Consider the following 26,715-nt stretch of genomic DNA (forward strand, 5'->3'; position numbering starts at 1 on the left):
TCAGCGGCGCGCTTCCATCGCCATGCGCAGGGCGAAACCGGCCAGCACCGTGCCCATCAGCCAGCGCTGCACCAGCGACCAGAAGGGCCGCGTCCGCAGGAACAGCGCGATGCTGCCCGCCGCCGTCGCGATCAGGGCGTTGACGCTGCCGCTGATGGCGATCTGGATGAAACCGAGCACCATGGACTGGCCGAGGACATCGCCCGCGGCCGGGTCGATGAATTGCGGCAGCAGCGCGAGATAGAACATCGCGATCTTCGGATTGAGCAGGCTGGTCAGGAAGCCCATCGCGAAGAGCTTGCGCGGCCCGTCATGCGGCAGGTCGCGGACATGGAAGGGCGAGCGGCCACCGGGGCGCACCGCCTGCCAGGCAAGCCAGAGCAGATAGGCGGCGCCGCCGAGCCTCAGCGCGTCATAGGCATAGGGTACGGCGAAGAGCAGGGCCGTGATGCCGAAGGCCGCGCAGAACATGTAGACGAAGAAGCCGAGGATGACGCCGCCGAGCGAAATCAGCCCGGCCGCCCTGCCCTGCGCGATCGAGCGCGAGATCAGGTAGATCATGTTGGGGCCGGGGGTCAGCACCATGCCGAGCGCGATCAGGGCGAAGGTGAGGAGTGTGGTCGTCTCGGGCATGGGCGCGCGCTCCGGCGGGGTCCAGCGCTTGGAGCATGGATCGCGAGAGCCAGCAATCGCCGCGGCTGCCGGAGCGGCCATGCACGCTTTCGATACCCCGGAAGCTCCCCGCGACGGAACCGGCGGGGCTTGCCACCCGTTGTCGCCCGCAAGCGGATTGGGGGAAGACATGACGCTGTTCAGCCGGCTGCTCTACACCATCATCGCCTTCGCGCTGCTCGGCGCCGCGATTATCCTGATCGGCGTCGCCGTCTGGCGCACCGCGCATGGCTTCTGGACCGGCGATGGCGGTCTCGACACGATGCTCGACGCGATCGGTCTCATCATCATCGCGGTCGCCGTCTCCGATGTCGGCAAGTTCCTGTTCGAGGAGGAGGTGGTGGCCGACCGCGAGATGCGCCACCCTGCCGAGGCGCGGGGATCGCTGACCAAGTTCATGTCGATCATCATCGTGGCGCTGGCGCTGGAAGCGCTGGTGCTGATCGCCAAGACCACCCGCGAGACGCTGAGCGAGATCGTCTATCCCGGCCTTGTGATGCTGCTCGCGATCTTCGCGCTGGTCGGCCTCGGCCTGTTCCAGAAACTCAGCCAGCATGCGACGGCTTCGGTTCCGCCCGATCATGAGGAGCGGGACGAGCGGTCGAAGCAGCGTGCAATGACGCCCCTTTCGGCGGAGAAAGCCGGCTGAGACCAAGGCGGATGGCCGGGCCCAAAAGTGCGCACCGTGCTTAAGCGATAGGGGCACCGCACAAGCGCCTCCCCTCATCGACGTGTCGCCGCCTAGCGTGCTTCGTCGACCAGAAGGAGATCGGTGTCCTCCGGCCGGGCTCCGGCGGCCGTCAGCATCGCATGGATCTGGCCGCGATGGTGGGTCTGGTGGTTGAACATATGGGCGATGACGAAGGCACGCGGCTTGCCGATCTCACGGCCCGCGCGGCCGAAGTACCAGATCAGCGTGCCGCGCAGCCAATCGGCCTCGACCGCATCCGCCCAGGCGAGGATGGCAGCGTCCCGTTCGCGGCGCCGGGCGCAGAATGCGCTCCAGTCATCGACATAGATCACGGAGTCGCGGCCGCTGACCGGCGGCTTGGCGGAACCTGTCAGGCGGCTGAGCCAGGTCTCATCGCCCCAGAGGAGATGATTGAAGGTGCCGTGGATCGACTTGAAGAAGGCGCCGCGGTCTAGCCGGCGCTCCGCGTCGGTCAACCCATCGGCAGCGGCCATCAGGCTCTCGTTCTGCCAGGCGTTGTAGCGGGCCATGGTCCGGACGAAGGCGGGATCGACCATCGCGGCCTCCTTCTCAGGCGATCTTGCTCAGATGATGTTGGCCTCGGCGAGGGGCCTGCCGGCAACGATGCGCTCATGGCCGAGATCGGCAAGATCGAGCGAGCGATAACGGCCATGCGCGATGTGCTCGGCGATGCCGCGCCCCACGGCCGGGGATTGCTGCAGGCCATGGCCGGAGAAGCCATTGGCGAGATAGAGGTTCGGCAGGCCGACCGCCGGGCCGACAATGGCGTTATGGTCGAGCCCGCACATGTCGTAGGGGCCGGCCCAGGCACGGCCGGGCTTGATCTGCTCGAAGGCTGGGATGCGATGGGCCAGCGGCGCCCAGACCGCCTCCTCGAAGAAGGGCCAGTCGACATCCTCCACGCCCGGATCGGTTTCGACCCATTCGACATCCTGCTCGGGCGTCAGCGGCGAGCAGCTGCCGATGAAGAGTTGCCCTTCGGCCGTGCGCTGACCTTCCGGCCGGCACCAGGCGCCGTTCGTGTCGATCAGGAGCGGACAATTCCCGACATCGCCCTTGCAGGTGAAGGTGAAGACATAGCGCTTCATCGACTTGACGGGGATCGCGATGCCTGCCGTCGCCGCCAGCCTGGCGCCATGGGTGCCGCTGGCATTGACGACCGCGCCGCAGGCGATGCGGCTGCCATCGGCGAGCTCGACGCCGGTGACGCGGCCGCCCTCCGTGAGATAGCTGATGACCTCGCCCTGGCGATATTCGATGCCGAGGCTGCGAGCCTTCTTGCGAAAGGCTTGCAGCAAGGCCCAGCCGTCGAACCAGCCCTCGCCGCTGACGCCATAGGTGCCGCAGGCGAGGTCGGAGGTGTTCAGCCAGGGGAATTTGCTGCGCAGCATTTCTGCAGCATAAAGCGCGATATCGGCGCCTTCCTTCTGCTGAAGCCTTTGATTGGCTTCGAGAATCCCTTTCCCCTCCTCGCCGGCGAGGTAGAGGTATCCGCCCTCGTGGAGATCGATCGCCGGCACCTCGCCATCGACCGAGAGATGGGTGCCGATGCTGCGCAAAAACGCGATGCCGTAGAGCGAGACGCGGATGTTCACCGCGCTCGAGAATTGCTGGCGGATCGAGGCTGCCGAGAGCGCCGAGGCGGAGTAGCGGTAGGTCGGGTCCTTCTCGACGACAACGACCTTGCCGGAGAAGCCGGGATCGGCCGCAAGATGATAGGCGACTGAGGAGCCGATCGCGGCACCGCCGCAAATCACGACATCGGCGGTCTCGGAGACGGACGGCATGGCGGGCCTCGCGCGACGACTCCGCAGGGAGCCGGGTTGGTGAATTCCGCGCATGAATGACGTGGCTGGGAGCGCTTGTCGAGAGGGGCGCTATCCCACAGGCGCGCACTCCGCCAACAGCCAGTCGCGGAAAGCGGTGACGGCCGGCAGGTTCGCCTTCTCCTCGGGATAGACCAGATAATAGCCTTCCTGCCCGATCAGCGAACGGTCGATCGGGATGACGAGCGCGCCCGAGCGCAACTCCTCCTCGACGAGGAAGCGCGGCACGATGGCGAGGCCGAGCCCCGCGACCGCCGCCTGCGAGACCATGGCGAACTGCTCGAAGCGCGGTCCCACCAGCGCGCGCTGGGGCGGCAGGCCCTGCTGCTCCAGCCAGTTGGCCCAGGCACGCGGCCGCGTCGATTGCTGCAGCAGCGGCGCCTTCAGCATGTCGGCCGGCTCGGCGATCCCGAAGCGGGCGACGAGAGCGGGCGACGCCACCGGCACGATCTCCTCCCCCATCAACCGGTGCAGCCGCGCCCCCGGCCAGACCGGGTCGCCGAAATGGACGGCGGCGTCGAGCGGCTCGCGGCTGAAATCGAAGGGCACGAGCTTGGTGGCGAAGTTGATGGTGATGCCGGGATGGGCTTCGGTGAAGCGCGGCAGGCGCGGGATCAGCCAGCGCGTGCCGAAAGTCGGCAGAATGGCGAGGTTGAGCACACCGGCCGCGCCCCTGAAGGCCATGGCGGATACGGTGGCGGCGGCGAGCCGCGACAGCCCTTCGCGGACCTCCGCGGCATAGGCCGCGCCGGCGGCGGTGAGGCTGACACGCTTCTTGACGCGCTCGAACAGGCTGACGCCGAGAGCCCCTTCGAGCTGAGCCACCTGCCGGCTGACGGCGCCCTGCGTCAGGCTCAGCTCCTCGGCGGCACGGGTGAAGCTGCCATGCCGGGCCGCCGCCTCGAAGGCAGCGAGCGCCGAGAGCGAGGGCACCGACAGACGGCCGGGAATGAGGACATCATCCATGACTAGAACTCACCAAGTGGTGAGAACATATCGATTGCCCCAAGGATAAGAAAGAGGGCATTCTCCCGGCCTCAAGCGCGGCGCCTTCGGTTTCCGCGCCCCTCTGCCATGCGCCCCGGGGCCTCTCCCCTGCGGCGCTGCGACCGTTTTGGAAGACAAAGATGGCCACATCCCTGCCGAAAGACACGCTCGCCCTGCTCAAGCGCCTCGGCGTCTCCGAGAGCGCCTATGCGGATGCCGGCCTGTCGGCGCGCTCGCCAATCACCGGCGAGACCGTCGTGACCCTGCGCGAGACCTCCCCGGCCGAGGCCGAGGCCGCGATCGGCCGGGCCCAGTCCGCCTATCTCGCCTGGCGCAAGGTGCCGGCGCCGCGCCGCGGCGAGTTCGTGCGCCTGCTCGGCGAGGAATTGCGCGCCGCCAAGACCGATCTCGGCCTGCTGGTGACGCTCGAAGCCGGCAAGGTCACCTCCGAGGGCCTCGGCGAGGTCCAGGAGATGATCGACATCTGCGACTTCGCCGTCGGCCTCTCGCGCCAGCTCTACGGCCTGACCATCGCGACCGAGCGCCCGAACCATCGCATGATGGAGACCTGGCATCCGATCGGCGTCGTCGGCGTCATCTCGGCCTTCAACTTCCCGGTGGCGGTCTGGTCCTGGAACGCGGCGCTCGCCTTCGTCTGCGGCGACAGCGTCGTCTGGAAGCCCTCCGAGAAGACCCCGCTGACCGCGCTCGCCGTGCAGGCCATCGTCGAGAAGACGATGAAGCGCTTCGGCCCCGAGGCTCCGATCGGCCTGTCGGAAATCCTGATTGGCGGCCGCGAGCTCGGCGACATCCTGGTCCAGGATCACCGCGTTCCGGTCGTCTCGGCCACCGGCTCGACCCGCATGGGCAAGGAAGTCGGCCAGAAGCTTGCCGCGCGCTTCGCCCGCGCCATCCTCGAACTCGGCGGCAACAACGCCGCGATCGTCGCGCCCTCGGCCGATCTCGACATCGCGCTGCGCGGCATCGCCTTCGCGGCGATGGGCACCGCCGGCCAGCGCTGCACCACTTTGCGCCGCCTGATCGTGCATGAAAGCGTCTATGACGCGCTCGTGCCGAAGCTCGCCAAGGTCTATGCCAGCGTGAAGATCGGCGATCCCCGCGAGGCTGGCGTGCTGGTCGGGCCGCTGGTCGATGAGGCAGCCTATCAGGGCATGCAGAAGGCGCTCTCCGAGGCCAAGGCCGAGGGCGGCAAGGTCCATGGCGGCGAGAAGGTCGACGTTGGCAATGGGGGCTTCTATGTCCGTCCGGCGCTGGTCGAGATGCCCAGGCAGTGCGGCCCGGTCGAGCGCGAGACCTTCGCCCCGATCCTCTACGTGATGAAGTACAAGTCCATCGACGAGGCGATCGCGATCCAGAACGCGGTCGGCGCCGGCCTGTCCTCCTCGATCTTCACGCTGAACATGCGCGAGGCCGAGCTCTTCGTCTCGGACGAGGGTTCCGATTGCGGCATCGCCAACGTCAATATCGGCCCCTCGGGCGCCGAGATCGGCGGGGCGTTCGGCGGCGAGAAGGAGACTGGCGGCGGCCGCGAGGCGGGCTCCGACGCCTGGAAGGCCTATATGCGCCGCGCCACCAACACGCTGAACTACGGCACCACCTTGCCGCTGGCACAGGGCGTCAGCTTCGACGTGGATGCGTGATCGGTAGAACTGAACAGCAACCGTCATTGCGAGCGTAGCGAAGCAATCCAGGAGCGGCAGCGCTCTACGTCCCCCTGGATTGCTTCGTCGCTCCGCTCCTCGCAATGACGGTTATTGAGAACAAGACGGGAGACGAACACCATGGCCGGCAGCCACAAGCTCGCGAAGTTCACCTGGGACGATGCCTATCTGCTCGACGAGCAGCTGAACGAGGACGAGCGGCTGATCCGCGACACGGCCCGCGCCTATGCGCAGGAGAAGCTCCAGCCGCGCGTGAACGAAGCCTATCTCGACGAGAAGACCGACCGCTCGATCTTCAACGAAATGGGCGAGCTCGGCCTGCTCGGCGTCACCGTCCCCGAGGAATATGGCTGCGCCGGCGCCAACTACGTCTCCTACGGGCTCGTCGCCCGCGAGGTCGAGCGCATCGACTCCGGCTATCGCTCGATGATGTCGGTGCAGTCCTCGCTGGTGATGTACCCGATCTATGCCTATGGCAGCGAGGAGCAGCGCAAGAAGTACCTGCCGAAGCTGGGCTCGGGCGAATGGGTCGGCTGCTTCGGCCTGACCGAGCCGGATGCCGGCTCCGATCCCGGCGGCATGAAGACCCGCGCCGAGAAGGTCGCCGACGGCTACAAGCTGACGGGATCGAAGATGTGGATCTCGAACTCGCCGATCGCCGACGTCTTCGTCGTCTGGGCGAAGTCATCAGCCCATGACAACCAGATCCGCGGCTTCATCCTCGAAAAGGGCATGAAGGGCCTCTCGGCGCCGAAGATCGGCGGCAAGCTTTCGCTCCGCGCCTCGATCACCGGCGAGGTCGTCATGGACGGCGTCATCGTTCCCGAGGAGAACCTGCTGCCGAACGTCTCGGGCCTGTCGGGCCCGTTCGGCTGCCTCAACCGCGCCCGCTACGGCATCTCCTGGGGTGTGATGGGCGCCGCCGAGGATTGCTTCCACCGCGCCCGGCAATACGGGCTCGACCGCAAGCAGTTCAACAAGCCCCTCGCCCAGACGCAGCTCTACCAGAAGAAGCTCGCCGACATGCTGACCGAGATCACGCTCGGCCTGCAGGGCTCGCTCCGCGTCGGGCGCCTGCTCGATGAGGGCAAGATGGCCCCGGAGATGATCTCGCTGGTGAAGCGCAACAATTGCGGCAAGGCGCTCGACATCGCCCGCCAGGCCCGCGACATGCATGGCGGCAACGGCATCCAGATCGAGTATCAGGTGATGCGCCACGCGGCGAACCTCGAGACGGTGAACACCTATGAGGGCACGCATGACGTCCACGCGCTGATCCTTGGCCGGGCGATCACCGGCCTGCAGGCGTTCTTCTGAGCCCTTCCGCCCCCCTCCGCGTCATCCCGGGCGACCGCAGGTCGACCCGGGATCCATTCCGGAACATCGCCGATCGGCGGTCAGGCATGGATCCCGGCTCTGCGCTTCGCTCCGGCCGGGATGACGGCGCGGACATACGATGATGTCTCAATCCCCTCCCCTCGCCGGCCTGCGCGTCCTCGAACTGGCGCGCATCCTCGCAGGTCCCTGGATCGGCCAGTTGTTGGCCGATCTCGGCGCCGATGTCGTCAAGGTCGAGGCGCCGGAAGGCGACGACACCCGCAAATGGGGCCCGCCCTTCGTCGAGGGTGCCGAGGGCGAGAACCTCTCGGCCGCCTATTTCCACTCCGCCAATCGCGGCAAGCGCTCGATCACGGCCGATTTCCGCACGGCGGAAGGGCAGGCGCTGGTCAAGCGGCTCGCCGCCCATGCCGATGTGGTGGTCGAGAACTTCAAGGTCGGCGGCCTCGAGAAATACGGGCTCGACGCGGCTTCGCTGCGCCGGGAATTCCCTCGCCTCGTTTATTGCTCTGTCACCGGCTTCGGGCAGGACGGCCCTTATGCGCCGCGCGCCGGCTACGACTTCCTCGTCCAGGGCATGGGCGGGCCGATGTCGGTGACCGGCGAACCGGCCGGCGCTCCGATGAAGGCGGGCTATGCCGTCGCCGACATCTTCACCGGCCTCTATGCCTCCAACGGCATCCTCGCGGCGCTCCGCCGTCGCGACCTCACCGGCGAGGGTGCGACGCTCGACATGGCGCTGCTCGACACGCAGATCGCCGTGCTCGGCAACCAGGCGATGAACTATCTGGTCGGCGGCCAGCCTCCGGCGCGGCTCGGCAACGCGCATCCCAACATCGTGCCCTATGACGTGTTTCCGGTCGCGGACGGCCACATCATCATCGCCACCGGCAATGACGGCCAATGGCGCAAGCTCTGCGAGGTGCTGGGCGAACCGACGCTGGCCGAGGAGCCCGACTACATCGACAACCGCTCGCGGGTGAAGAACCGCGTCGCTCTGACCGAGCGTTTGCACAGGCTTTGCCAGCGTTATGCCAAGCTCGACCTGCTGGCGGCGCTGGAGAAGGTCGGCGTCCCGGCCGGACCTATCAACGACATCCGCGAAGTCTTCGCCGATCCACAAGTGATCGCGCGCGGCGTCAAGGTCGATCTGCCGAGCGCAGCCGCGAAGGCGGGCCATATTCCAACCGTCGCCTCGCCCATCGTCATGGATGGCGTGCGGCAAGTGGCTGAGCGCACGAGCCCACGGCTCGGCGAGCATGCCGACGAGATTCTGAACGATCCGGCCTGGGGAGGGCCGCAGCATGGCTAATCGTACTGGCGGGCAGATCCTCGTCGACCAGCTCATCCTCCACGGCGCCACCGACGCCTTCTGCGTGCCGGGCGAGAGCTATCTCGCCGTGCTCGACGCGCTGCACGACGCCTCGATGAAGGTCACGATCTGCCGGGCCGAGGGCGGCGCCTGCATGATGGCGGAGGCCGCCGGCAAGCTCACCGGCAAGCCCGGCATCTGCTTCGTCACGCGGGGCCCCGGCGCCACCAACGCCTCGCCCGGCGTCCATATCGCCGATCAGGATTCGACGCCGCTCATCCTCTTCGTCGGCCAGATCGACCAGAGCATGCGCGAGCGCGAGGCCTTCCAGGAGCTCGACTACCGCGCCGTCTTCGGCACCATGACGAAATGGGCGACCGAGATCGACGATGCCGCGCGCATCCCCGAGATCATCAGCCGCGCCTTCCATATCGCGACCTCGGGCCGCCCCGGCCCGGTGGTGATCGCCTTGCCCGAGAACATGCTGACCGACATCGCCGATGTCGCCGACGCCGAGCCCTATCAGGTCACGGAAACGCACCCCTCCTTGACCCAGACCATCGAATTGCAGAAGCGGCTCTGGGCGGCGAAGAAGCCGATCGCGATTCTCGGCGGCTCGCGCTGGAATCCGCAGGCGATCGAGCGCTTCCAGCGCTTCGCCGAACGCTTCGACCTGCCCGTCGCGGTCTCCTTCCGCCGGCAGATGCTGTTCCCGGCCGATCATCCGAACTTCGCCGGCGATCTCGGCATCGGCCCGAACCCGAAGCTGCTCGCCCGCATCAAGGAGAGCGACCTCGTCCTGCTGGTCGGCGGCCGGCTCTCGGAGATGCCGAGCCAGTCCTATACGCTGTTCGGCATTCCCAATCCCGGACGCCCGCTCGTCCATGTCCATCCGGACCCGGAGGAGCTCGGCCGCGTCTACCGGCCGACGCAGGCGATCAACGCCACGCCGACCGCCTTCTGCGCGGCGCTCGAGACCGTGCATCCGCCGCAGACGATCCCCTGGGCCGGCGCGGCTGCCGAAGCGCATGAGGCCTATCTCGCCTGGAGCGAGCAGCCGGCACCCGTCGCGGGCGCCTTCCATCCCGGCGAGATGGTGCGCTGGCTGCGGAGCCGCCTGCCCGACGACGCGATCCTGTGCAACGGCGCCGGCAACTATGCGACCTGGGTGCACCGCTTCCATCGCTTCAACAAGTTCGCGACGCAGCTCGCCCCGACTTCGGGCTCGATGGGCTATGGCGTCCCGGCGGCGATCGGCGCCAAGCGGATCTTCCCGGAGCGGACCGTCGTCGCCTTCGCCGGCGATGGCTGCTTCCTGATGAACGGGCAGGATTTCGCCACCGCCGTGCAATACGACCTGCCCGTCATCGTCGTGGTGGTCGATAACGGCATGTACGGCACGATCCGCATGCATCAGGAACGGGAATATCCCGGCCGCGTCTCCGCGACCACGCTGAAGAACCCCGATTTCGCCGCCTATGCCAAGGCCTTCGGCGGCCATGGCGAGCGCGTCGAGAAAACCGAGGACTTCGCCGCCGCCTTCGAGCGCGCCGTCGCCTCGGGCAAGCCCGCGATCATCCACTGCCTGCTCGACCCCGAGGCGATCACCCCGGCGAAGTCGCTCTCGACCATCCGGGCGGAAGCGCTGGCAGCGCAGGGCAAGGCCTGAGATGAAACGGCGGCATCGTGACGATGCCGCTGTTCCTCCGGATCCGCAGGCCGCGGCCCGCCACGCGATGCGGGCCGCTCCTGGCGGCAATGCCCGGGCAAGTTGAACCGGCGCGGAGCACGCAACCGCGGCCGGGAGAGATTCAAGGCGACAGGATCAGGTAACCTCCGCTTAAGCGCGCGTGTGCCGCGCATCAGCCATGTCATTGAATTTTCGCGTAGATGGGCTAACTTCCTCTCGGGGGAAAGGCTACCGCTCATGGCGTTTCGCGCGATCTCGCTTGCCGGCCTGGCTACGATTCTGAGTATCACCGCCTTGCCGGCCCATGCCGCCGGGTTTTTCGACGATCTCGCGCGAGCCTTTTTGGGAGCCCCTCCACGGCCCCAGGCCGTGGAGCCGTACAACCCGCTCAGCGTCACAGTGAAGCCGCGGCGGCAGAAGAGCGCTCGCGCCAAGGCAGCACCGGTCGAGGCTCGGTCGACACCGAAACCACCGGTGGTGCAGCTCGATCCCTCGAGCGACCCGTACTGGTATCTCAAGGATCCCACGATGCGGCGCGGCGATATCGTGGTGACCGATCGCGGCGTGCTCGTCTTCCAGGGCCGGAATGCGGATACCATGCGCCGGGCCGATTTCAGCGCTCTCGGCGGCAGCGATCCCAAAGGCTGGAAACGGAAGCTGCAAGCCGCCGCCGCCGGAGCGCGCACCATGTTCAGCCCCGGAGCGACCAAAGTAAGAACCATGACGGCGGAAACCGTCGAGGAACTCAAGATCGTCGAACCCTAGACATCATACAGATCTGGAAGCTGTCGGGCATGCCGATCAGGGAGAAGCAACCTGATCGGCAACGGGTCCCAGGCGCCGTTACGACCAGCGCCGGCCGAACCACATCCGGCCGAGCAGGCCGTCGCGCCAGAGCACCATATGGACGGCAACCGCCGCCACATGCACGACGCCGAGCCCGATGAGGATATTGCCGAACTGGTCGTGCAGCCACAGCATCCGCCGGTAGACGGCCGGGTCGGGTCCGATCGGATGCGGCACCGGAAACAGCCCGAAATAGAGCGTGGGTATCTGGATCGGCGCCGCCGCCGCCATCAGCAGGCCGGTGACCGGCAAGGCGATGATGCAGAGGTAGAGCGCAGCATGGACGAGCGATGCGGCGCCGCGCAGCCAGGGATTGTCGTTCTCCGGGCCGGGCTGGCGCAGGGCGACGCGCAGGACGAGCCGCAGCAGGACGAAGGCCGCGACCGTCAGCCCGACCGATTTATGGAGCTGGTAGAGCTCGAAGCGCGAGAGAAGGTCGCGCTTCTCGTCCAGCATGGGGCCGGAAACCCAGAACTGAAACAGGATCAGCAGGAAGGTCAGCCAGTGCAAGGCGACGCTGGCCGGATGCCAGCGCGCCGGCTCGCCCGGTGCTCCCTTTGCCGCGTTGTCTCCACGCGAACCTGTATCCACCTCGCTCGAAAATGCTTCGGGCTTCGCATTCATCGCGCCAGCCGGCCCTGGATCTCGATATCGATCTGGTCGTCGACGATGTTGACGTCCCGGCCGATATCGTAGGTCGGCCGCAGGAAGCTGCCGCTGGCCCGGAAGGGCAAGGCTTCGCCGCGCCGGGCCTTGCCGATATCGCCGTTTATCATGGCGCGCACGGTGAAGGGATGCGTCATGCCCTTGATGGTGAGCCGGCCCCGAATTTCGAGGTCGTGCTCGCCCGTCCGCGTCACGCTGTCCGAGACGAAGGTCGCGGTGGGGTAAGCCGCGCTGTCCAGCATGCTCGCCCCGGCAATGAAGCCGTCGACCAGCGGCGAGCCCGCCTTGATCGAACCCGTTTCCAGCGTGACCCGGATGCGGCTTTTCTCGGGATGGTCGAAATCGATCGAGAAGGTGCCGTCATAGCGCTCGAAGCGGCCATTGGTGACGACCGTGCCGAAGCGGTGGCCGATGAAGCTGATCTGCGTCGCCGCGCGGTCGAAATTCCAGCTCGACTGGGCCTGGGCCGGCAGGCCGAACAGGAGGGCGCCGAAGGCGAGGACAGCTGGCTTGATCATGACGGACCGGAGGCGGCTTGCGAGAATCGCGCAGTATCGTCTTTTCCATGGAAAAAACGTGGCGAAGCGCGCCGCAACACGCAAAGGTGAAGCGGCGCCGCAATTCGCGACCGGCACCGCTCAAGCGCGTTTGGTGATGACCCCGTCGAAGGTGGAGCGGATGGCGCGGGCAAGCGCGATCGCAGCCCAGCCCTGGAAGATCAGCTCGATGGCGAGGAAGGTGCCGAGCACCCAGAGGCTCGAGGCCGGCCATTGCATCAGGATCATGCCGCCGAGGATCAAGGACAGCAGCCCCGAGAGCGCAACCCAGGTCCAATAGGGCAATTCCCGGTTCTGGAAAGCGACGATGAGGCGCAGCACGCCCGTGGCGACCAGGGCCGCGCCGGCCAGAAGGGTCAGCGACGCGGTCGCGAGCAACGGATTGACGAAGGTCATTACGCCGACGGCGACATAGAGCACGCCGATCAGGACATGCAGCAGGCGGCTCTTCCAGCCCTGATGGCGGAAGGCGTCGATCAGCACGATGATGCCGCCGACGAAGATCATCGCCCCGAACCAGATCGCGCTGGCGACGCTGAGCAGCGCGACCGCGCCGAGCCCGAGCACGCCGAGGACGATCAGGGCGATGCCCGCCGCCATCAGCCAGCGCCAGTTGCGCCTGAGCGGAATGAGATGCGTGCCGAGCGATGGCGGGCGATGCGGGGAGGTTTCGGACGGCGTGCTGATTTCAGAGGGATTGCTCATGGCGACCGGCTCCGTTTGCGGCAGGCGCCGAAGACCGGAACCGCCTGTCAGACGAAAGCCATGAGAAACCCGACGGGCCGGCGCGTCAATCGCAGCCGGCTCCATCCTCCAAAGATCGCGCCCGCCGGAGAGGCCGAGCACCGGCCCGGCCAAGCGCCGCAGCGCTCATCGAGCGCGCGGAGCCACCGGGCTGCACATGTCTCAGCCGAGCTTTTCGGCTACAAGCTTGCGCAGGCTGCGCAGGTCCTTGACGAAGCCGCGGATGCCCTCCGCCAGCTTCTCCGTCGCCATCGCATCCTCGTTCATGGCGAAACGGAAGGCCTTCTCGTCGAGGACGATGTGCTTCGCCATCTCCGAGGAAGTCTGCGGCGAGGCGGCAGGCGACAACCGGCGCGGCAGATCGCCGGTCGCGGCGGCGAGCTCGTCGAGCAGGCTAGGCCCGATGGTCAGCCGGTCGCAGCCGGCCAGCGCCTCGATCTCGCCGGTGTTGCGGAAGGAGGCGCCCATCACCACCGTCTTGATGCCGAAGGTCTTGTAATAGGCATAGATGCTCTTCACCGAGACGACGCCGGGGTCGGTCTCGGCCGTGTAGGGGCCGCCGCCGGCCTTGACGTGCCAGTCGAGGATGCGCCCGACGAAGGGCGAGATCAGGAAGGCGTTCGCATCGGCGGCCGCGACCGCCTGCGGCAAGGCGAAGAGCAGCGTCAGGTTGCAATCGATGCCCTCGCCCTGCAGCACCTTGGCGGCCTGCAGACCCTCCCAGGTCGAGGCGATCTTGATCAGGATGCGCTCGCGCGCGACGCCGCGCTCCTTGTAGGCGGCGATGATGGCGCGTGCCTTGTCGATCGTGGCCTTGCCGTCGAAGGAGAGATCGGCATCGACCTCGGTCGAGACGCGGCCGGGCACGATCTTCGTGAGTTCCGTGCCGAAGCTGACGGCGAGGCGGTCGCAAACCGCCTGGACCGCCTTCTCGCCGCCGCCCTGTTTCTTGCCCCAGGTAATCGCCTCCTCGACGAGATGGGCATAGGCCGGCGTCTCCGCCGCCTTGAACAGCAGCGTCGGATTGGTAGTGCAGTCGACGGGCTTGAGCCGGCGCACCGCTTCGATATCGCCGGTGTCGGCGACGACGGTGGTCATCTCGCGGAGCTGGTCGAGCTTGGAAGCCATGATCTGTTCCCGGTGTCCTGATCCTTGGGCGGTCACCCGCAATGTGGCGCCTCTGCCCTGCCATTGCGAGCCCGCCATGGCAATCCGACCATGCGCGCGGGTGACACGCAACCACCGGCCATTTACGACACGGTCTTCACGGAACTGTCACGCGCAGGGTCTACCGGCAGCGCCATCCCGCGGTTGCGGCCAGAGATGGAGAGTTACATGCAGCGCAAGGCATTGAGCGCGTTCACCATTGCCGCCGGCCTGATCGTCTCGGCGCTGGGCGCGCAGGCGCAGGGCGTGGAAGGCAAGCTGGTGCTCTATACGAGCCAGCCGAACACCGACGCTCAGCAGACCGTCGATGCCTTCAAGGCGAAGTACCCGAAGGTCGACATCTCCTTCGTCCGCGACGGCACGCCGCGCGTCCTGGCGAAGCTCAGGGCCGAGTTCGAGGCAGGCAGCCCGCAGGCCGACGTGCTGCTGATCGCCGATTCCGTGACCATGGAAGGGCTGAAGAAGGAGGGCCGGCTTGAGGCGTACGACAAGGCCGACGTCTCGGCCTATCCGGCTGGGATCCACGACCCGGCCAAGTTCTGGTTCGCGACCAAGCTGATCACCACCGGCATCGTCTACAACACCAAGGCCACGATGAAGCCGACGAGCTGGCTCGACCTCACCAGGCCGGAGGCGAAGAACCAGATCGCCATGCCGAGCCCGCTGAACTCGGGCGCGGCGCTGATCCACACGATCACGCTGACCGGCAATCTCAAGGATGGCTGGAAATACTACGAGGCACTGAAGGAGAACGGCACGCTGGCCGCCGGCGCCAATGGCGACATCCTGCGCCAGGTCGCGACGGGCGAGAAGCTCTACGGCATGATCGTCGACTTCATGCCGATCCGCGAGAAGGCCAAGGGCGCGCCGGTCGAGTTCGTCTTCCCGAGCGAGGGCGTCTCCTCGGTCAGCGAACCGGTCGCCATCCTCAAGGGCACGAAGAACGAAGCCGCGGCCCGTGCCTTCATCGACTTCGCCCTGTCGAAGGAGGGGCAGCAAGTCGCACTGAAGCAGGGCTATGTCCCGGCGCGTCCCGATGTCGCGCTGCCGGCCGGCTACCCGGCCCGCGACGCCATCAAGCTGATGCCCTTCGACGCCGGCAAGGCGCTGGCCGAGTCGGACGCCGCCCGCAAGCGCTTCGGCGCCATCTTCGAGTGAGCGCGGTTTCGCCTCACGGACATACGGCGCGATGACGCTGGTCCTGCGCCCATCACGCAAGCGGGAGCCCGTTCCGGCGCTCCCGCTTCCGCCTTTGCGCCTGCCTGCCGAGCTAGGGTTGCCGGCGCTCATTATCCTGATTGCGCTGCTGCTCGGCGGCCTGCCCTTCCTGCGGCTCGTGCTGGCGGCCTTCGCGCCGGGCTGGCAGTTCGCGCCGGAGACCGCCTTTGCCGCGATGACGGGCCGCTCGGCCATCACGGCCACGCTGCATACGCTCGACACCTCCTTCTTCTCGGCGCTGGGCGCGCTCGCGATCGGCACCGTCGTCGCACTGGCGCTCGGCGTCACCGATGTCCGCGGCAAGCGCCCGCTGGCCTTCGCCTTCGTCTTCTCGATGATGATCGCGCCGCAGGTGGCGGCGCTCGCCTTCCTCAGCCTGCTCGCACCGAACTCGCAGGTGCTGATGCTGCTCGGATTGACGCCGGCGCCGGGCACGGCGAACCCGCTGCTCGGACGCGGCGGCATCATCCTGGTCATGGCGCTGCATCATGCGCCGCTGGTCGCGATCACCCTCTGGACCGGCTTGCGCAGCATTCCGCATTCGCTGGTCGAAGCGGCGCAGATGGAAGGCGCGGGGCCGGCGACCATCACCTCGCGGATCATCGTGCCGGTGCTGCGGCCGCAATTCATCGCGGCCGGGCTGATCGCCTTCGTTGCCGGCGTCGGCAATTTCGGCATCCCGGCCCTGCTCGGCCTGCCGGTGAACTATCTCACCTTGCCGACACTGATCTATCGACGATTGTCGAGCTTCGGCCCGGAAAGCCTGCCGGAGACGGCTGCGCTCGCCCTGCTCGTCGGCGCCGTTGCGGCGCTCGGCATCCTCGCCGGCATGGCCGTCGCGCGCCGCCAGGGCGGCAAGGTCGAGATCGAACGGCCGCTGGAGCCATTCTGGCTGCTCGGGCCGGCACGCCCCTTCGTCGCGGCAGGCCTGTGGCTGCTGCTGCTCGTCAAGCTTGGCCTGCCCTTCTTCGCCCTGCTGAGCGAGGCATTGACGCCCGCGCTCGGCGTGCCGCTCTCCTGGCAGACGCTGACCTTCGACAAATTCGCCGAGGTGCTGTTCCGCCAGGCCGTGACCATCCGCGCCTTCTGGAATTCCTTCTGGTTCGCGGCGGTCGCGGCGATCCTGCTGTCGCTCACCTCGATCGCCTTCGCCTACGGGCTCGAGCGGCGGATCGGCAGGCTCCGGCGGCCGGTGGAGCTCATCGTCGAATTGCCCTATGCGCTGCCGGGCGTGGTGCTCGCCATCGCCTGCATCCTGATCTTCCTGAGGCCGCTGCCGCTGATCGGCGTCAGCATCTACGGCACGCCCTTCATCATCCTCTTCGCCTATCTCGCGCGCTTCCTGCCGCTGGCGCTGAAGGCGCCGCTGGCGGCGATGGCGCAGATCGAGGCGCATCATGAAGAGGCGGCGAAGCTCGACGGCGCCGGGCTCTGGCAGATGCTGCGCTTCATCGTCGCGCCGATCCTGGCGCCGGCCGCCGCCGTCTCCGCCCTGATGGTCTTCCTCGTCGCCTTCAACGAACTCACCGTCTCGGCGCTGCTCTGGTCGTCAGGCACCGAGACGCTCGGCGTCGTGCTGTTCAGCCTGAAGGAAGCCGGGCTCGCGGGCGAGGCCGCCGCGATCGCCATCAGCGCCTCCGCGGTGATCCTCGCCGCCATGCTGCTGCTCGACCTCCTCGGCCGGCATCTGCCGCGCAACGTGCTGCCCTGGAGAATCTGAAGCGCGACATCAACGTCACGACCGACCTGAGACCGCGGGCGGAACGTCACGGAAAATTAAGCCTGACAGCGCCGTAGATGGAGCATGAATGCTCCATCTACGGCGGCTCTTGCCGATGATAAACCCGGGAAAGACGAGCGCGGCATCCTCGTCATCGAAGATTCGCGGACATTCGCGATCGCCTTGCGTCAGTTCCTCGAGGCGGAGACCGGGCTGCCCGTCACGACCTGCGCCTCGCTCAAGGACCTCAGCGAGCTGATCGTCGCGGCACCCGGCGCCTATGCGATCGCGGTGGTCGACCTCAACCTGCCGGACGCGCCGCGCGGCGAAGCGCTCGACTGGACCGTCGCCCACGGCATCCCGACCGTCGTCTTCACCGCGACCTTCGATCTCGCCACGCGCGGACGGATCATGGAGCGGGAGGTCATCGACTACGTTCTGAAGGACAACGAGTTCGCCCTTCCGAACCTCGTCGGCACGGTGAAACGCGCGCTCGACAACCGCAACACGCGCATCCTCGTCGTGGACGACACCCGCACCACCCGCAAGGTGCTCGCCCGCATGCTGTCGATCCAGCAATATGTCGTGGTCGAGGCCGGCTCGGGCGCGGAAGCGCTCGCCCTGCTCGACGCCCATCCTGACCTGGAGCTCGTCGTCAGCGACTATTACATGCCGGACATGGACGGCTTCGAGCTGGCTCGCAAAATCCGGCGGAGCCATCCCAATGTCCGCCTCATCGGGATCTCCTCCTCGACCGACCGGAAGACCTCCGCCGGCTTCCTCAAGGCCGGAGCGCATGACTTCGTCGCGCGCCCCTTCGTCCTGGAAGAGCTGCAATGCCGCATCGCCTCGAATGTCGAGACGCTGACGCAGCTCAAGCGGCTGCAGGAGCTGGCCGCACGGGACTATCTCACCAACCTGTTCAACCGGCGCCATTTCTTCGAGCAGGGGCCGGCTCTGGTCGAGACGGCCCGGCAGGCCGGGTTGCCGGCCTCGATCGCGCTGCTCGACATCGACCATTTCAAGCAGCTGAACGACCGCCACGGCCATGACGGCGGCGACAGGGTGCTCGATGCGGTTGCGCGGAATCTCAGCCGTCTGGCCGAGGGCGGCACCAATCTGCTGGCGCGCGTCGGCGGCGAGGAATTCGCGATCCTGTTCCGGGGCGCGGATCTTGCGGAAGCCCTGCGGCTCTCGGAAACGATCCGCGAGGAGATCGCCCGCGAAGCGCTGCTGCTGGGAGGCGAGACCTTGGCGCTCACCGTCTCGATCGGCGTCACCGAGATCGGCGCCTCCGAGCGTCTCGATGCCAGCCTCGGCCGGGCCGACCAGGCGCTCTATACGGCCAAGCAGGCCGGCCGGAACCGGGTCTGCGCCGCCGCTCAAAGAAGCTAGGGCAGGCTCGCGCGCAGCCGGCTACTCCGCCGCCGCGCGCGGCTCCTGTCTCGGCTCGCCCATCAGAAGCGCGCGCGACGCCTTGGCTTCGCGCACGACGAAGTCGACGATGGCGCGGACACGGGCGACGTCCTTGAGATCGGCATGGACGAGCAGCCAGAAGGAGCGGGTGATCTGCACCGTCTCGGGCAGCACCGGCACGAGCCGCGGGTCGTTCTCCGCCATGAAATGATGGATGATGCCGATGCCGGCACCGGCGACGACCGCGTTCATCTGGGCGATGACGCTCGAGCTCTGGACATGGGCGCGCAGGCCCTTGGCGACCTCGTCGAGATAGTCGAGCTCAGGCGAGAAGATCAGGTCGTCGATATAGCCGATGATACGGTGCTCGAAGAGGTCGTCCGGCTTCGTCACCGAGGGCATATCTCTGAGATAACCCGGCGCGGCGTAGAGACCGAGGCGATAATCGGCGAGCTTGCGCGCCACCACCTTGCCCTCCTTCGGCGGGGCGAGCGTGATCGCGACATCGGCCTCGCGCTTCGACAGCGAGAGCAGGCGGGGCATGGCGATGAGCTGGATCTCCAGCCCCGGATAGGATTTCGCGAAGGCCGCGAGGCGCGGCGCCAGGAAGGCGGTGCCGAAGCCGTCCGGCGCGCCGATCCTGACCGTGCCGGACAAGGCCATGTCGGCGCCGCCGATATCGCTCTGGATGGCGAGCGCCTCGGTCTCCATCGTCTCCGCCTTGGCGAGCAGCCGCTCGCCATGCGCCGTCAGCGTGTAGCCCTGCGGACGACGCTCGAAGAGCTTCGCCTTCAGCGCCTCCTCCAGCGAGGTGATGCGGCGCGAGACGGTGGCATGGTCGGCGCCGAGCCGGCGCGCGGCGGCGGTCAGCCGGCCGGAGCGGGCCACCGCCAGAAAGAAGCGGAGATCGTCCCAGTCGAAGCGCTCCAAGCCTCCCTCCTCATATTTGTGTTTTTGCACGACAGGCGTTCCATGCTCGCTATAGCCGTGCGCAAACGAGAATGGTAGTGAGTTGTCACGATCACCACACCACCAATTCGTAGGGAGGGCGCCATGCGTCAGGTCGGACATTTCATCGGCGGCAAGCAGGTCGCCGGCACCTCGGGACGGTCCTCCGACATCTTCCAGCCGATGGACGGCAGCGTGATCGGCAAGGTCGCGCTCGCCTCCGCGGCCGAACTCGACGCGGCCGTCAGGAACGCAGCCGAAGCGCAGCCGAAATGGGCGGCGACCAATCCGCAGCGCCGCGCCCGCGTGCTGATGAAGTTCCTCGACCTGATCGCCCAGAACAACGACGAGCTGGCCGAACTGCTCGCCCGCGAGCATGGCAAGACCATTCCCGACGCCAAGGGCGACATCCAGCGCGGCGTCGAGGTCGTGGAATTCTCGCTCGGCGCGCCCAACCTGATGAAGGGCGAGTTCACCGACGGTGCCGGCCCCGGCATCGACATCTATTCGCTGCGCCAGCCGCTCGGCGTGGTCGCCGGCATCACCCCGTTCAACTTCCCGGCGATGATCCCGCTCTGGAAGCTCGGCCCCGCGATCGCCTGCGGCAACGCCTTCATCCTGAAGCCCTCGGAGCGCGATCCCGGCGTGCCGATGCGCCTCGCCGAACTCTTCATCGAGGCCGGCGGCCCTCCCGGCATCCTCAATGTCGTCAATGGTGACAAGGAAGCGGTCGACGCCATCCTCGACCATCCCGAGATCAAAGCCGTCGGCTTCGTCGGCTCGACCCCGATCGCGGAGTACATCTACGCCCGGGGCTGCGCGAACGGTAAGCGCGTGCAGTGCTTCGGCGGCGCCAAGAACCACATGGTCATCATGCCCGACGCCGATATGGACCAGGCCGTCGACGCGCTGATCGGCGCCGGCTACGGCTCGGCCGGCGAGCGCTGCATGGCGATCTCGGTCGCGGTGCCCGTCGGCAAGGCCACAGCCGACGAGCTGGTCAAGCGCCTGATCCCGCGCGTCGAGAGCCTCAAGGTCGGCCCCTCGACCGATGTCACCGCCGATTACGGCCCGGTCGTCACCAAGGCGGCGATGGAGAAGATCAAGAACTATGTCGATATCGGCGTCGAGGAAGGCGCCAAGCTCGTCGTCGACGGCCGCGGCTTCAAGATGCAGGGCTACGAGAACGGCTTCTATGTCGGCGGCTGCCTGTTCGACAACGTCACCAAGGACATGCGCATCTACAAGGAAGAGATCTTCGGGCCGGTGCTCGCGGTCGTCCGGGCCGACAGCTATGACGAGGCACTGAAGCTCACCAACGACCACGAATACGGCAACGGCACCGCGATCTTCACCCGCGACGGCGACGCCGCGCGCGACTTCGCCTCGAAGGTGCAGGTCGGCATGATCGGCATCAACGTGCCGATCCCGGTGCCGCTGGCCTATTACACCTTCGGCGGCTGGAAGCGCTCGGCCTTCGGCGACCTCAACCAGCACGGCCCGGATTCGATCCGCTTCTACACCAAGACCAAGACGGTGACGGCGCGCTGGCCGAGCGGCATCAAGGACGGTGCGAGCTTCGTCATTCCGACGATGAACTGAGGTAGCGCCGACGGAGGGGGCCATGGAGCGAACGCTGCGGACCCTCGTAACGTCGCTTCCGGCCTCCGCTGGCGCGGCTCGACCTGCCATGAATGCTGCCGGCGCATCGCGATCTGCCGGCCGCCCTTCCCCATCCCGATCCGACGCGAACAGGCCCGGCCTTTCGTCGCGATTGCGCGCGCCTGCGCCGCGGGACTATCTCACTGATCAGGAGGGCCAGCCATGAACGCCTTCGCTCTCACCGAAGACCAGATCGCCATCCGCGACATGGCGCAGGAATTCGCCGCCGAGACACTCGCCCCCCACGCCATGCGCTGGGACGAGGAGAAGCATTTCCCGGTCGAGGAGATGCGCGCCGCCGCCGCGCTCGGCATGGGCGGCATCTACATCCAGGACGATGTCGGCGGCTCCGGCCTGACCCGGCTCGATGCGGCGCTGATCTTCGAGGCGCTCTCGACCGGCTGCCCGACGGTCGCGGCCTATATCTCGATCCACAACATGTGCGCCTGGATGATCGACCGCTACGGCTCCGACGAGCAGCGCCGGCGCCTCCTGCCGAAGCTCTGCACGATGGAGCATCTGGCGAGCTATTGCCTGACCGAGCCCGGCGCCGGCTCGGACGCGGCCGCTCTGAAGACCAAGGCGGTGCTCGACGGCGACCATTACGTGCTCGACGGACAGAAGCAGTTCATCTCCGGCGCCGGGGTTTCCGACATCTATGTCGTGATGGCCCGCACCGGCGAGGCCGGCCCCGGGGGCATCTCGACCATCGTGGTCGAGAAGGGCACACCCGGCCTCTCCTTCGGCGCCAATGAGAAGAAGATGGGCTGGAACGCCCAGCCGACACGGGCGGTGATCTTCGAGAACTGCCGCGTGCCGGTAGCGAACCGGCTCGGCCCGGAAGGCATCGGCTTCAAGATCGCCATGGCCGGCCTCGATGGCGGGCGGCTCAATATCGGCGCCTGCTCGATCGGCGGCGCGCAAGGAGCGCTCGACAAGGCCATCGCCTATGCCAAGGAGCGCAAGGCCTTCGGCTCGGCCATCGCCGATTTCCAGGCGCTGCAGTTCAAGCTCGCCGACATGGCAACCGAGCTGGAGGCAGCGCGCACCCTGCTCTGGCGTGCCGCCGCGGCGCTCGATGCCAAGACGCCGGATGCGACGAAGCTCTGCGCCATGGCCAAGCGCATCGCCACCGATACCGGTTTCGAGGTCGCCAATGACGCGCTGCAGATCCATGGCGGCTACGGTTATCTGGCCGATTACGGCATCGAGAAGATCGTCCGCGACCTGCGCGTCCACCAGATCCTCGAAGGCACCAACGAGGTGATGCGGATGATCGTCGCGCGCGGGCTGGTGGGACGCGCGAAGGGGAATTGACGCCTATGCGGCGAGCGGTCTCACGCGCTTCTCGATCTCGCGGCCGGCAGCTTGCCGGGCGAGGCGCAGATCGTAGTCGCTCTGCAGCGTCAGCCACATCTCCGGCGATGTTCCGAAAAACTGCGCAAGACGCAACGCGGTGTCAGCCGTGATCGCCCGCCCGCCCTTGACGATGCCGGCGATGCGGCTCACCGGCGCGTCGATGTCACGCGCGAGCCGGTTCTGGCTGACGCCGAGCGGCTTCATGAACTCCTCCAGCAGGATTTCCCCGGGAGGAACCGCAGCCAACGGGCTCTCATCGGAAGCCTCGCCGACTCGTGGATCAATGGCAGTCGACGATCTCGACATCATGCGCCTCCCCATCCCTCCAGACAAAGCAGACCCGCCACTGATCGTTCACCCGGATCGAGTGCTGTCCCGCGCGATCTCCGCGAAGAGCTTCCAGCCTGTTACCCGGCGGAACACGCAAATCGTCCAGCTTCGCAGCGGCGTGGAGCATCAAAAGCTTCCGGCGGATGATGCGTTCAATTGCCGCGAAACGCTTGACCGGCCTGTCGTTGAACAGAAGCTCGGCTTCGCGCTGCGCGAACGATCGGATCATGAGACAACAGACTATTCCGCGATAAGTATTCCGTCAACAGGAATGGGAGGAAACGCGACATGACCAGCATCGCCTTCATCGGCCTCGGCAATATGGGCGGCCCGATGGCCGGCAACCTCGTCAAGGCCGGGCACAGCGTCAAAGCCTTCGATCTCGTCGAGGCATCGCGCCATGCGGCCGCCGAGCTCGGCGTCGGTATCGCAGCCTCCGCCAAGGAGGCCGTCGCGGATGCCGAGATCGTCGTCACCATGCTGCCGGCCGGCAAGCATGTGCTCTCGGTCTGGGCGGACATCCTGCCGGCGGTTAAGCCCGGTACACTGCTGATCGATTCCTCGACCATCGACGTCGACAGCGCCCGCAAGGCGCATGCGCTGGCGGCCGAGCGCGGTTGCCTCTCGCTCGATGCCCCGGTCTCGGGCGGCACGGGCGGCGCCAAGGGCGCGACGCTGACCTTCATGGTCGGCGGCACGGCGGAAGCGTTCGACAAGGGCGAGCCCATCCTCGCCAAGATGGGCCGCAAGATCGTGCATTGCGGCGGCGCCGGAAACGGGCAGGCCGCGAAGATCTGCAACAACATGATCCTCGGCATCTCGATGATCGGCGTCTCCGAGGCTTTCGTGCTGGCCGAGAAGCTCGGGCTTTCGCATCAGGCACTGTTCGACGTCGCCTCGACCTCGTCCGGCCAGTGCTGGTCGCTCACGACCTATTGTCCGGTGCCGGGGCCGGTGCCGACCTCGCCCGCCAACAACGACTACAAGCCCGGCTTCGCCTCGGCGCTGATGCTGAAAGACCTGAAATTGTCGCAGGAAGCGGCACAGGCGGTGGGCGCTTCGACCCCGCTGGGCGCGGCGGCGGCGCAGCTCTTCGGCCTGCACAATGCCTGGGGCGAAGGCGGCACGGATTTCTCCGGGATCATCCATCTTTTGCGCGGTCGCGGAGAGGCGTGAGAGACGCTTGCGCGGCAGGGTGTCGCGGGTCTAGGACGGACCCATGAACGACACGCCCCTCCGCCGCGAACGCTCCTCTCTCACCGGCTTCGCGGTCAACCGGCTCGACCGGCGCGAGGATTTGCGGAACAAGCCGGATGCGGTGACCGCGCTGCGCCACCGTTCGGACACGCTGATCGCCGCCGTGGCGGGCGAGACGCCGATCCTCAACCGAATCGAGGGCGAGACGCTCTCGGTCTGGTTCAGCCATGGCGAGACCGAAATGCTCGGCCCGGCGCAGGAGGAGATCTTCCTCGGCATGGCCGAGGACGGCTCGCCGCGCTTCGGGCGGCTGCTTGATCGGGCCCTGGCCGAGACCCTGAAGGAGCGCCCCGAGCTCGTCGTGACGGATCTGCGCTCGGTCGCGTTAAAGCGGCTCGTTCCCGAGGACGAGGTCGGGCCGCTCGGCGAGGCCAAGGCCGTGCTCGACTGGCATGCGCGCCACCGCTTCTGCGCGCAGTGCGGCGGGCCAACCAAGGCGGCGGCGTCCGGCTGGCGGCGCGAATGCAGCGTCTGCGGGGCGATGCATTTCCCGCGCACCGACCCGGTCGTGATCATGCTGGTGACGCGTGGCGACAAATGCCTGCTGGCACGTCAGGCGCGCTTCGCGCCGGGCATGTATTCCTGCATCGCGGGCTTCGTCGAGCCGGGCGAAACGATGGAAGACGCGGTGCGCCGCGAGAGCTGGGAGGAAGCGGGACTAAGGGTCGGCCCGGTCCGCTACCTCGCCTCGCAGCCCTGGCCCTTCCCGTCCTCGATCATGCTCGGCTGCATCGCCGAGGCGTTGGGCGACGAGATCACCCTCGACATGACCGAGCTCGAGGAAGGCCGCTGGTTCCCGCGCGAGGAGGTGCTGCAGATGCTGAACGGCACCCATCCGAACGGCCTCGCCTGCCCGCAGCATATCGCCATCGCCAACACGCTGCTCCGGGCCTGGGCCCTGGAGGGCGAGCGGGTCTAGGGCCTAGCGTCGCGACGAACGAACAGCCTTTTCGGAGCCTTGATGTCGACGGACCCCGTCAACGCCTTCGTACCGGGCCCGCGAGCCCGGATTCCCGGCAAGCCGGGCCTGCCGCTCTCGGGCCTGACCTTCGCGGCCAAGGATCTGTTCGATGTCGCGGGGATACCGACCGGCGGCGGCAATCACGACTGGGCCCGGGCCAACCCCGTGCCCGAACGCCATGCCTGGGCCGTGCAGAGGCTGCTCGACGCCGGCGCCGAACTGGTCGGCAAGACGATCACCGACGAGGTGTCGCTCGGCATCCTCGGCGAGAGCGCCTTCGACGGGACGCCGCTCAACAGCGCCGCACCCGAGCGCGTGCCGGGCGGCTCCTCCTCCGGCTCGGCCGCCGCCGTCGCCGCCGGCCTGTGCGATACCGCTCTCGGAACCGATACGGGCGGCTCGATGCGCGTGCCGGCGAGCTTCTGCGGCCTCTACGGCATCCGGCCGACGCATGGCCGGCTCGACCTCGCCGGGCTGATGCCGCAGGCGCCGAGCTCCGACACCGCCGGATGGTTCGCACGCGACGCGGCGACCTTCGCGCGCGTCGGCAAAGTGATGCTGGGCGAGGAACCAGGTCGTTTGCCGACGAAGCTCCTCATCGCCGTGGACGCCTTCGGCTTCGCCGACCCGGAGGTCGCCGCCGCCTTGCAGCCCATGGTCGAGCGGCTGGCGCGGATCGTCGGTTCGCCGCCGCGTGAAGAGATCATGGCGCCGCAGGGGCTCTCGGTCTGGGCGCGGGCCCAGCGCAGCTTGCAACCGGCCGAAGCCTGGCAGACCTTCAAGCCCTGGATAGAGCAGCACAATCCGCGCATGGCCTTCAGCGTCGCCGCCGGACTGATCGCCGGCTCGCAGATTCCGGCGAGCGAGCGCAACTGGGCCGCGCTGATGCGCGAGGAGGCGCGGGCGCGGCTGCGCTATCTCCTGCCGGCCGGAACGATCCTCTGCCTGCCGACGACGCCGTTCCCCGCGCCGTTGCGCGGCCTGTCCCTGCCGGAGCTTCAACCGCTGCGCGACCGCATCACCTGCCTCTGCGCACAAGGCGGCCTGGCGGGCCATCCGCAGGTCAGCCTGCCGGGTGCCACCGTCGACGGGGCGCCTGTCGGCCTGTCCATCATCGGCGCGCGCGACAGCGATGCCAGCCTGATCGCCGTCGCCAAAGCCATGGAGAATGCGGCGTGACCGACCTGACCCCGAACCTGCCCGACGTGGTCGCCGAGATCAGCGCGCTCTTCGAGGCCTATGAACAGGCGCTGATCGATAAGAACGTGGACATTCTCGACGCGACCTTCTGGGACAGCCCGCACACCATCCGCTACGCTCTCGGCGAGAACGGCTATGGCTTTTCCGAGATCCACGCGCACCGCGTCGCCCGCCCGCCGGGACCGGGCATCAAGGAGAAGCGGATCAGGCTGGAAATCCTGACGCTCGGCCGCGACCTCGCCACCGTGAACCTGGAGTTCAAGGTCCGGGGCCGCGACGTCATCGGGCGCCAGAGCCAGAGCTGGGTGCGCTTTCCCGATCTGGGCTGGAAGGTCGTCTCCGCCCATGTCTCGACGATGGAGCCGCGCCCCTGGTGAGACGCATGGCGGCGTCATGAAGATGGCTTGAAGACCGCGTTTCCTGTGCCGATCGGAACTGCTGGAGG

At 67.4% G+C, this 26,715-nt stretch carries 26 protein-coding genes; 15 read left to right on the top strand and 11 right to left on the bottom strand.

What is annotated here, in order from left to right; genetic code table 11:
• On the bottom strand, positions 1-633 hold the full coding sequence (locus tag IED13_RS13820; RefSeq protein WP_038360652.1) for a LysE family translocator: 633 nt from the start codon (positions 631-633) through the stop codon (positions 1-3).
• A 169-nt stretch (positions 634-802) separates the two neighbouring features.
• Between IED13_RS13820 and IED13_RS13825 the strand changes: the two genes are divergently transcribed.
• Positions 803-1,321 carry a hypothetical protein gene (locus IED13_RS13825; RefSeq protein WP_038360649.1) on the top strand — a complete coding sequence of 173 codons (519 nt, stop codon included), beginning with the start codon at positions 803-805 and terminating at the stop codon, positions 1,319-1,321.
• A 92-nt stretch (positions 1,322-1,413) separates the two neighbouring features.
• Here IED13_RS13825 and IED13_RS13830 read toward each other — a convergent pair whose 3' ends face one another.
• The 3 genes from IED13_RS13830 to IED13_RS13840 form a co-directional block, all read right to left on the bottom strand.
• Positions 1,414-1,920, bottom strand: coding sequence for a DinB family protein (locus IED13_RS13830; protein WP_191124507.1), 507 nt, complete (start codon positions 1,918-1,920; stop codon positions 1,414-1,416).
• 27 nt (positions 1,921-1,947) lie between these two features.
• Complete coding sequence (locus tag IED13_RS13835) at positions 1,948-3,171, bottom strand: NAD(P)/FAD-dependent oxidoreductase (RefSeq protein WP_191124508.1); 1,224 nt, start codon at positions 3,169-3,171, stop codon at positions 1,948-1,950.
• A 90-nt stretch (positions 3,172-3,261) separates the two neighbouring features.
• The gene (locus tag IED13_RS13840; RefSeq protein ID WP_038360641.1) at positions 3,262-4,176 is read right to left on the bottom strand and encodes a LysR family transcriptional regulator; all 915 of its coding nucleotides are present in this window, start codon (positions 4,174-4,176) and stop codon (positions 3,262-3,264) included.
• 161 nt (positions 4,177-4,337) lie between these two features.
• Here IED13_RS13840 and amaB point away from each other — a divergent pair, with 161 nt between their 5' ends.
• From amaB to IED13_RS13865, 5 genes are all read left to right on the top strand, one after another.
• Positions 4,338-5,858, top strand: a complete 1,521-nt coding sequence (gene amaB / locus IED13_RS13845) for an L-piperidine-6-carboxylate dehydrogenase (RefSeq protein WP_191124509.1) — start codon at positions 4,338-4,340, stop codon at positions 5,856-5,858.
• 141 nt (positions 5,859-5,999) lie between these two features.
• On the top strand, positions 6,000-7,196 hold the full coding sequence (locus tag IED13_RS13850; protein ID WP_038360638.1) for an acyl-CoA dehydrogenase: 1,197 nt from the start codon (positions 6,000-6,002) through the stop codon (positions 7,194-7,196).
• 139 nt (positions 7,197-7,335) lie between these two features.
• A complete protein-coding gene (locus tag IED13_RS13855) occupies positions 7,336-8,529 on the top strand; it encodes a CaiB/BaiF CoA transferase family protein (RefSeq protein WP_248312574.1) in 1,194 nt (397 codons plus the stop codon).
• The gene (locus IED13_RS13860; protein WP_113254202.1) at positions 8,522-10,198 is read left to right on the top strand and encodes a thiamine pyrophosphate-binding protein; all 1,677 of its coding nucleotides are present in this window, start codon (positions 8,522-8,524) and stop codon (positions 10,196-10,198) included. Before IED13_RS13855 ends, IED13_RS13860 begins: the two co-directional genes overlap by 8 nt.
• A gap of 258 nt (positions 10,199-10,456) precedes the next feature.
• Complete coding sequence (locus IED13_RS13865; protein WP_191124511.1) at positions 10,457-10,984, top strand: hypothetical protein; 528 nt, start codon at positions 10,457-10,459, stop codon at positions 10,982-10,984.
• A 78-nt stretch (positions 10,985-11,062) separates the two neighbouring features.
• Here IED13_RS13865 and IED13_RS13870 read toward each other — a convergent pair whose 3' ends face one another.
• The 4 genes from IED13_RS13870 to tal all read right to left on the bottom strand — a co-directional run bounded on the left by IED13_RS13870 (position 11,063) and on the right by tal (position 14,160).
• On the bottom strand, positions 11,063-11,656 hold the full coding sequence (locus IED13_RS13870; RefSeq protein ID WP_191124512.1) for a cytochrome b: 594 nt from the start codon (positions 11,654-11,656) through the stop codon (positions 11,063-11,065).
• 29 nt (positions 11,657-11,685) lie between these two features.
• Positions 11,686-12,249 carry a YceI family protein gene (locus tag IED13_RS13875; RefSeq protein ID WP_113254205.1) on the bottom strand — a complete coding sequence of 188 codons (564 nt, stop codon included), beginning with the start codon at positions 12,247-12,249 and terminating at the stop codon, positions 11,686-11,688.
• A 120-nt stretch (positions 12,250-12,369) separates the two neighbouring features.
• Positions 12,370-12,993: an HdeD family acid-resistance protein gene (locus IED13_RS13880; protein ID WP_191124513.1), complete on the bottom strand. Its 624-nt coding sequence runs from the start codon at positions 12,991-12,993 to the stop codon at positions 12,370-12,372.
• 201 nt (positions 12,994-13,194) lie between these two features.
• The gene (tal, locus tag IED13_RS13885) at positions 13,195-14,160 is read right to left on the bottom strand and encodes a transaldolase (protein WP_191124514.1); all 966 of its coding nucleotides are present in this window, start codon (positions 14,158-14,160) and stop codon (positions 13,195-13,197) included.
• A gap of 207 nt (positions 14,161-14,367) precedes the next feature.
• Between tal and IED13_RS13890 the strand changes: the two genes are divergently transcribed.
• From IED13_RS13890 to IED13_RS13900, 3 genes are all read left to right on the top strand, one after another.
• Entirely contained in the window at positions 14,368-15,357 is a 990-nt protein-coding gene (locus IED13_RS13890; protein WP_142019930.1) for an ABC transporter substrate-binding protein, read from the top strand.
• A 118-nt stretch (positions 15,358-15,475) separates the two neighbouring features.
• Positions 15,476-17,137 carry an ABC transporter permease gene (locus IED13_RS13895; RefSeq protein ID WP_248312576.1) on the top strand — a complete coding sequence of 554 codons (1,662 nt, stop codon included), beginning with the start codon at positions 15,476-15,478 and terminating at the stop codon, positions 17,135-17,137.
• Positions 17,138-17,221: 84 nt separating this feature from the next.
• Positions 17,222-18,532: a GGDEF domain-containing response regulator gene (locus IED13_RS13900; RefSeq protein ID WP_051987655.1), complete on the top strand. Its 1,311-nt coding sequence runs from the start codon at positions 17,222-17,224 to the stop codon at positions 18,530-18,532.
• Positions 18,533-18,553: 21 nt separating this feature from the next.
• Here IED13_RS13900 and IED13_RS13905 read toward each other — a convergent pair whose 3' ends face one another.
• The gene (locus IED13_RS13905; protein ID WP_248312577.1) at positions 18,554-19,483 is read right to left on the bottom strand and encodes a LysR family transcriptional regulator; all 930 of its coding nucleotides are present in this window, start codon (positions 19,481-19,483) and stop codon (positions 18,554-18,556) included.
• A gap of 123 nt (positions 19,484-19,606) precedes the next feature.
• Between IED13_RS13905 and IED13_RS13910 the strand changes: the two genes are divergently transcribed.
• Both IED13_RS13910 and IED13_RS13915 read left to right on the top strand, forming a co-directional pair.
• Positions 19,607-21,103, top strand: a complete 1,497-nt coding sequence (locus tag IED13_RS13910) for a CoA-acylating methylmalonate-semialdehyde dehydrogenase (RefSeq protein WP_191124517.1) — start codon at positions 19,607-19,609, stop codon at positions 21,101-21,103.
• Between the two features lie 222 nt (positions 21,104-21,325).
• Positions 21,326-22,480 (top strand): isobutyryl-CoA dehydrogenase, encoded by a 1,155-nt coding sequence (locus tag IED13_RS13915; RefSeq protein ID WP_191124518.1) that lies wholly within the window; start codon positions 21,326-21,328, stop codon positions 22,478-22,480.
• A 3-nt stretch (positions 22,481-22,483) separates the two neighbouring features.
• Here the strand turns inward: IED13_RS13915 and IED13_RS13920 are convergent, their stop codons facing one another.
• Positions 22,484-22,768, bottom strand: coding sequence for a HigA family addiction module antitoxin (locus IED13_RS13920; protein WP_260368419.1), 285 nt, complete (start codon positions 22,766-22,768; stop codon positions 22,484-22,486).
• Between the two features lie 34 nt (positions 22,769-22,802).
• Positions 22,803-23,081 (bottom strand): type II toxin-antitoxin system RelE/ParE family toxin, encoded by a 279-nt coding sequence (locus IED13_RS13925; protein WP_191124520.1) that lies wholly within the window; start codon positions 23,079-23,081, stop codon positions 22,803-22,805.
• Positions 23,082-23,140: 59 nt separating this feature from the next.
• On the opposite strand from IED13_RS13925, the gene mmsB reads away from it, so the two are divergent.
• The 4 genes from mmsB to hpxZ are packed head-to-tail and all read left to right on the top strand — an operon-like array spanning position 23,141 to position 26,647.
• Positions 23,141-24,028 carry a 3-hydroxyisobutyrate dehydrogenase gene (mmsB, locus tag IED13_RS13930; protein WP_038360605.1) on the top strand — a complete coding sequence of 296 codons (888 nt, stop codon included), beginning with the start codon at positions 23,141-23,143 and terminating at the stop codon, positions 24,026-24,028.
• A gap of 43 nt (positions 24,029-24,071) precedes the next feature.
• The gene (gene nudC, locus IED13_RS13935) at positions 24,072-25,028 is read left to right on the top strand and encodes an NAD(+) diphosphatase (protein ID WP_191124521.1); all 957 of its coding nucleotides are present in this window, start codon (positions 24,072-24,074) and stop codon (positions 25,026-25,028) included.
• Between the two features lie 42 nt (positions 25,029-25,070).
• The gene (locus IED13_RS13940) at positions 25,071-26,249 is read left to right on the top strand and encodes an amidase (protein WP_191124522.1); all 1,179 of its coding nucleotides are present in this window, start codon (positions 25,071-25,073) and stop codon (positions 26,247-26,249) included.
• Entirely contained in the window at positions 26,246-26,647 is a 402-nt protein-coding gene (gene hpxZ / locus IED13_RS13945) for an oxalurate catabolism protein HpxZ (protein ID WP_260368418.1), read from the top strand. The genes IED13_RS13940 and hpxZ overlap by 4 nt, the downstream gene beginning before the upstream one ends.
• Positions 26,648-26,715: the final 68 nt, after the last annotated feature.

The sequence above is a fragment of the Allobosea spartocytisi genome (assembly GCF_014764685.1).
Classification (GTDB): Bacteria; Pseudomonadota; Alphaproteobacteria; order Rhizobiales; family Beijerinckiaceae; genus Allobosea; species Allobosea spartocytisi.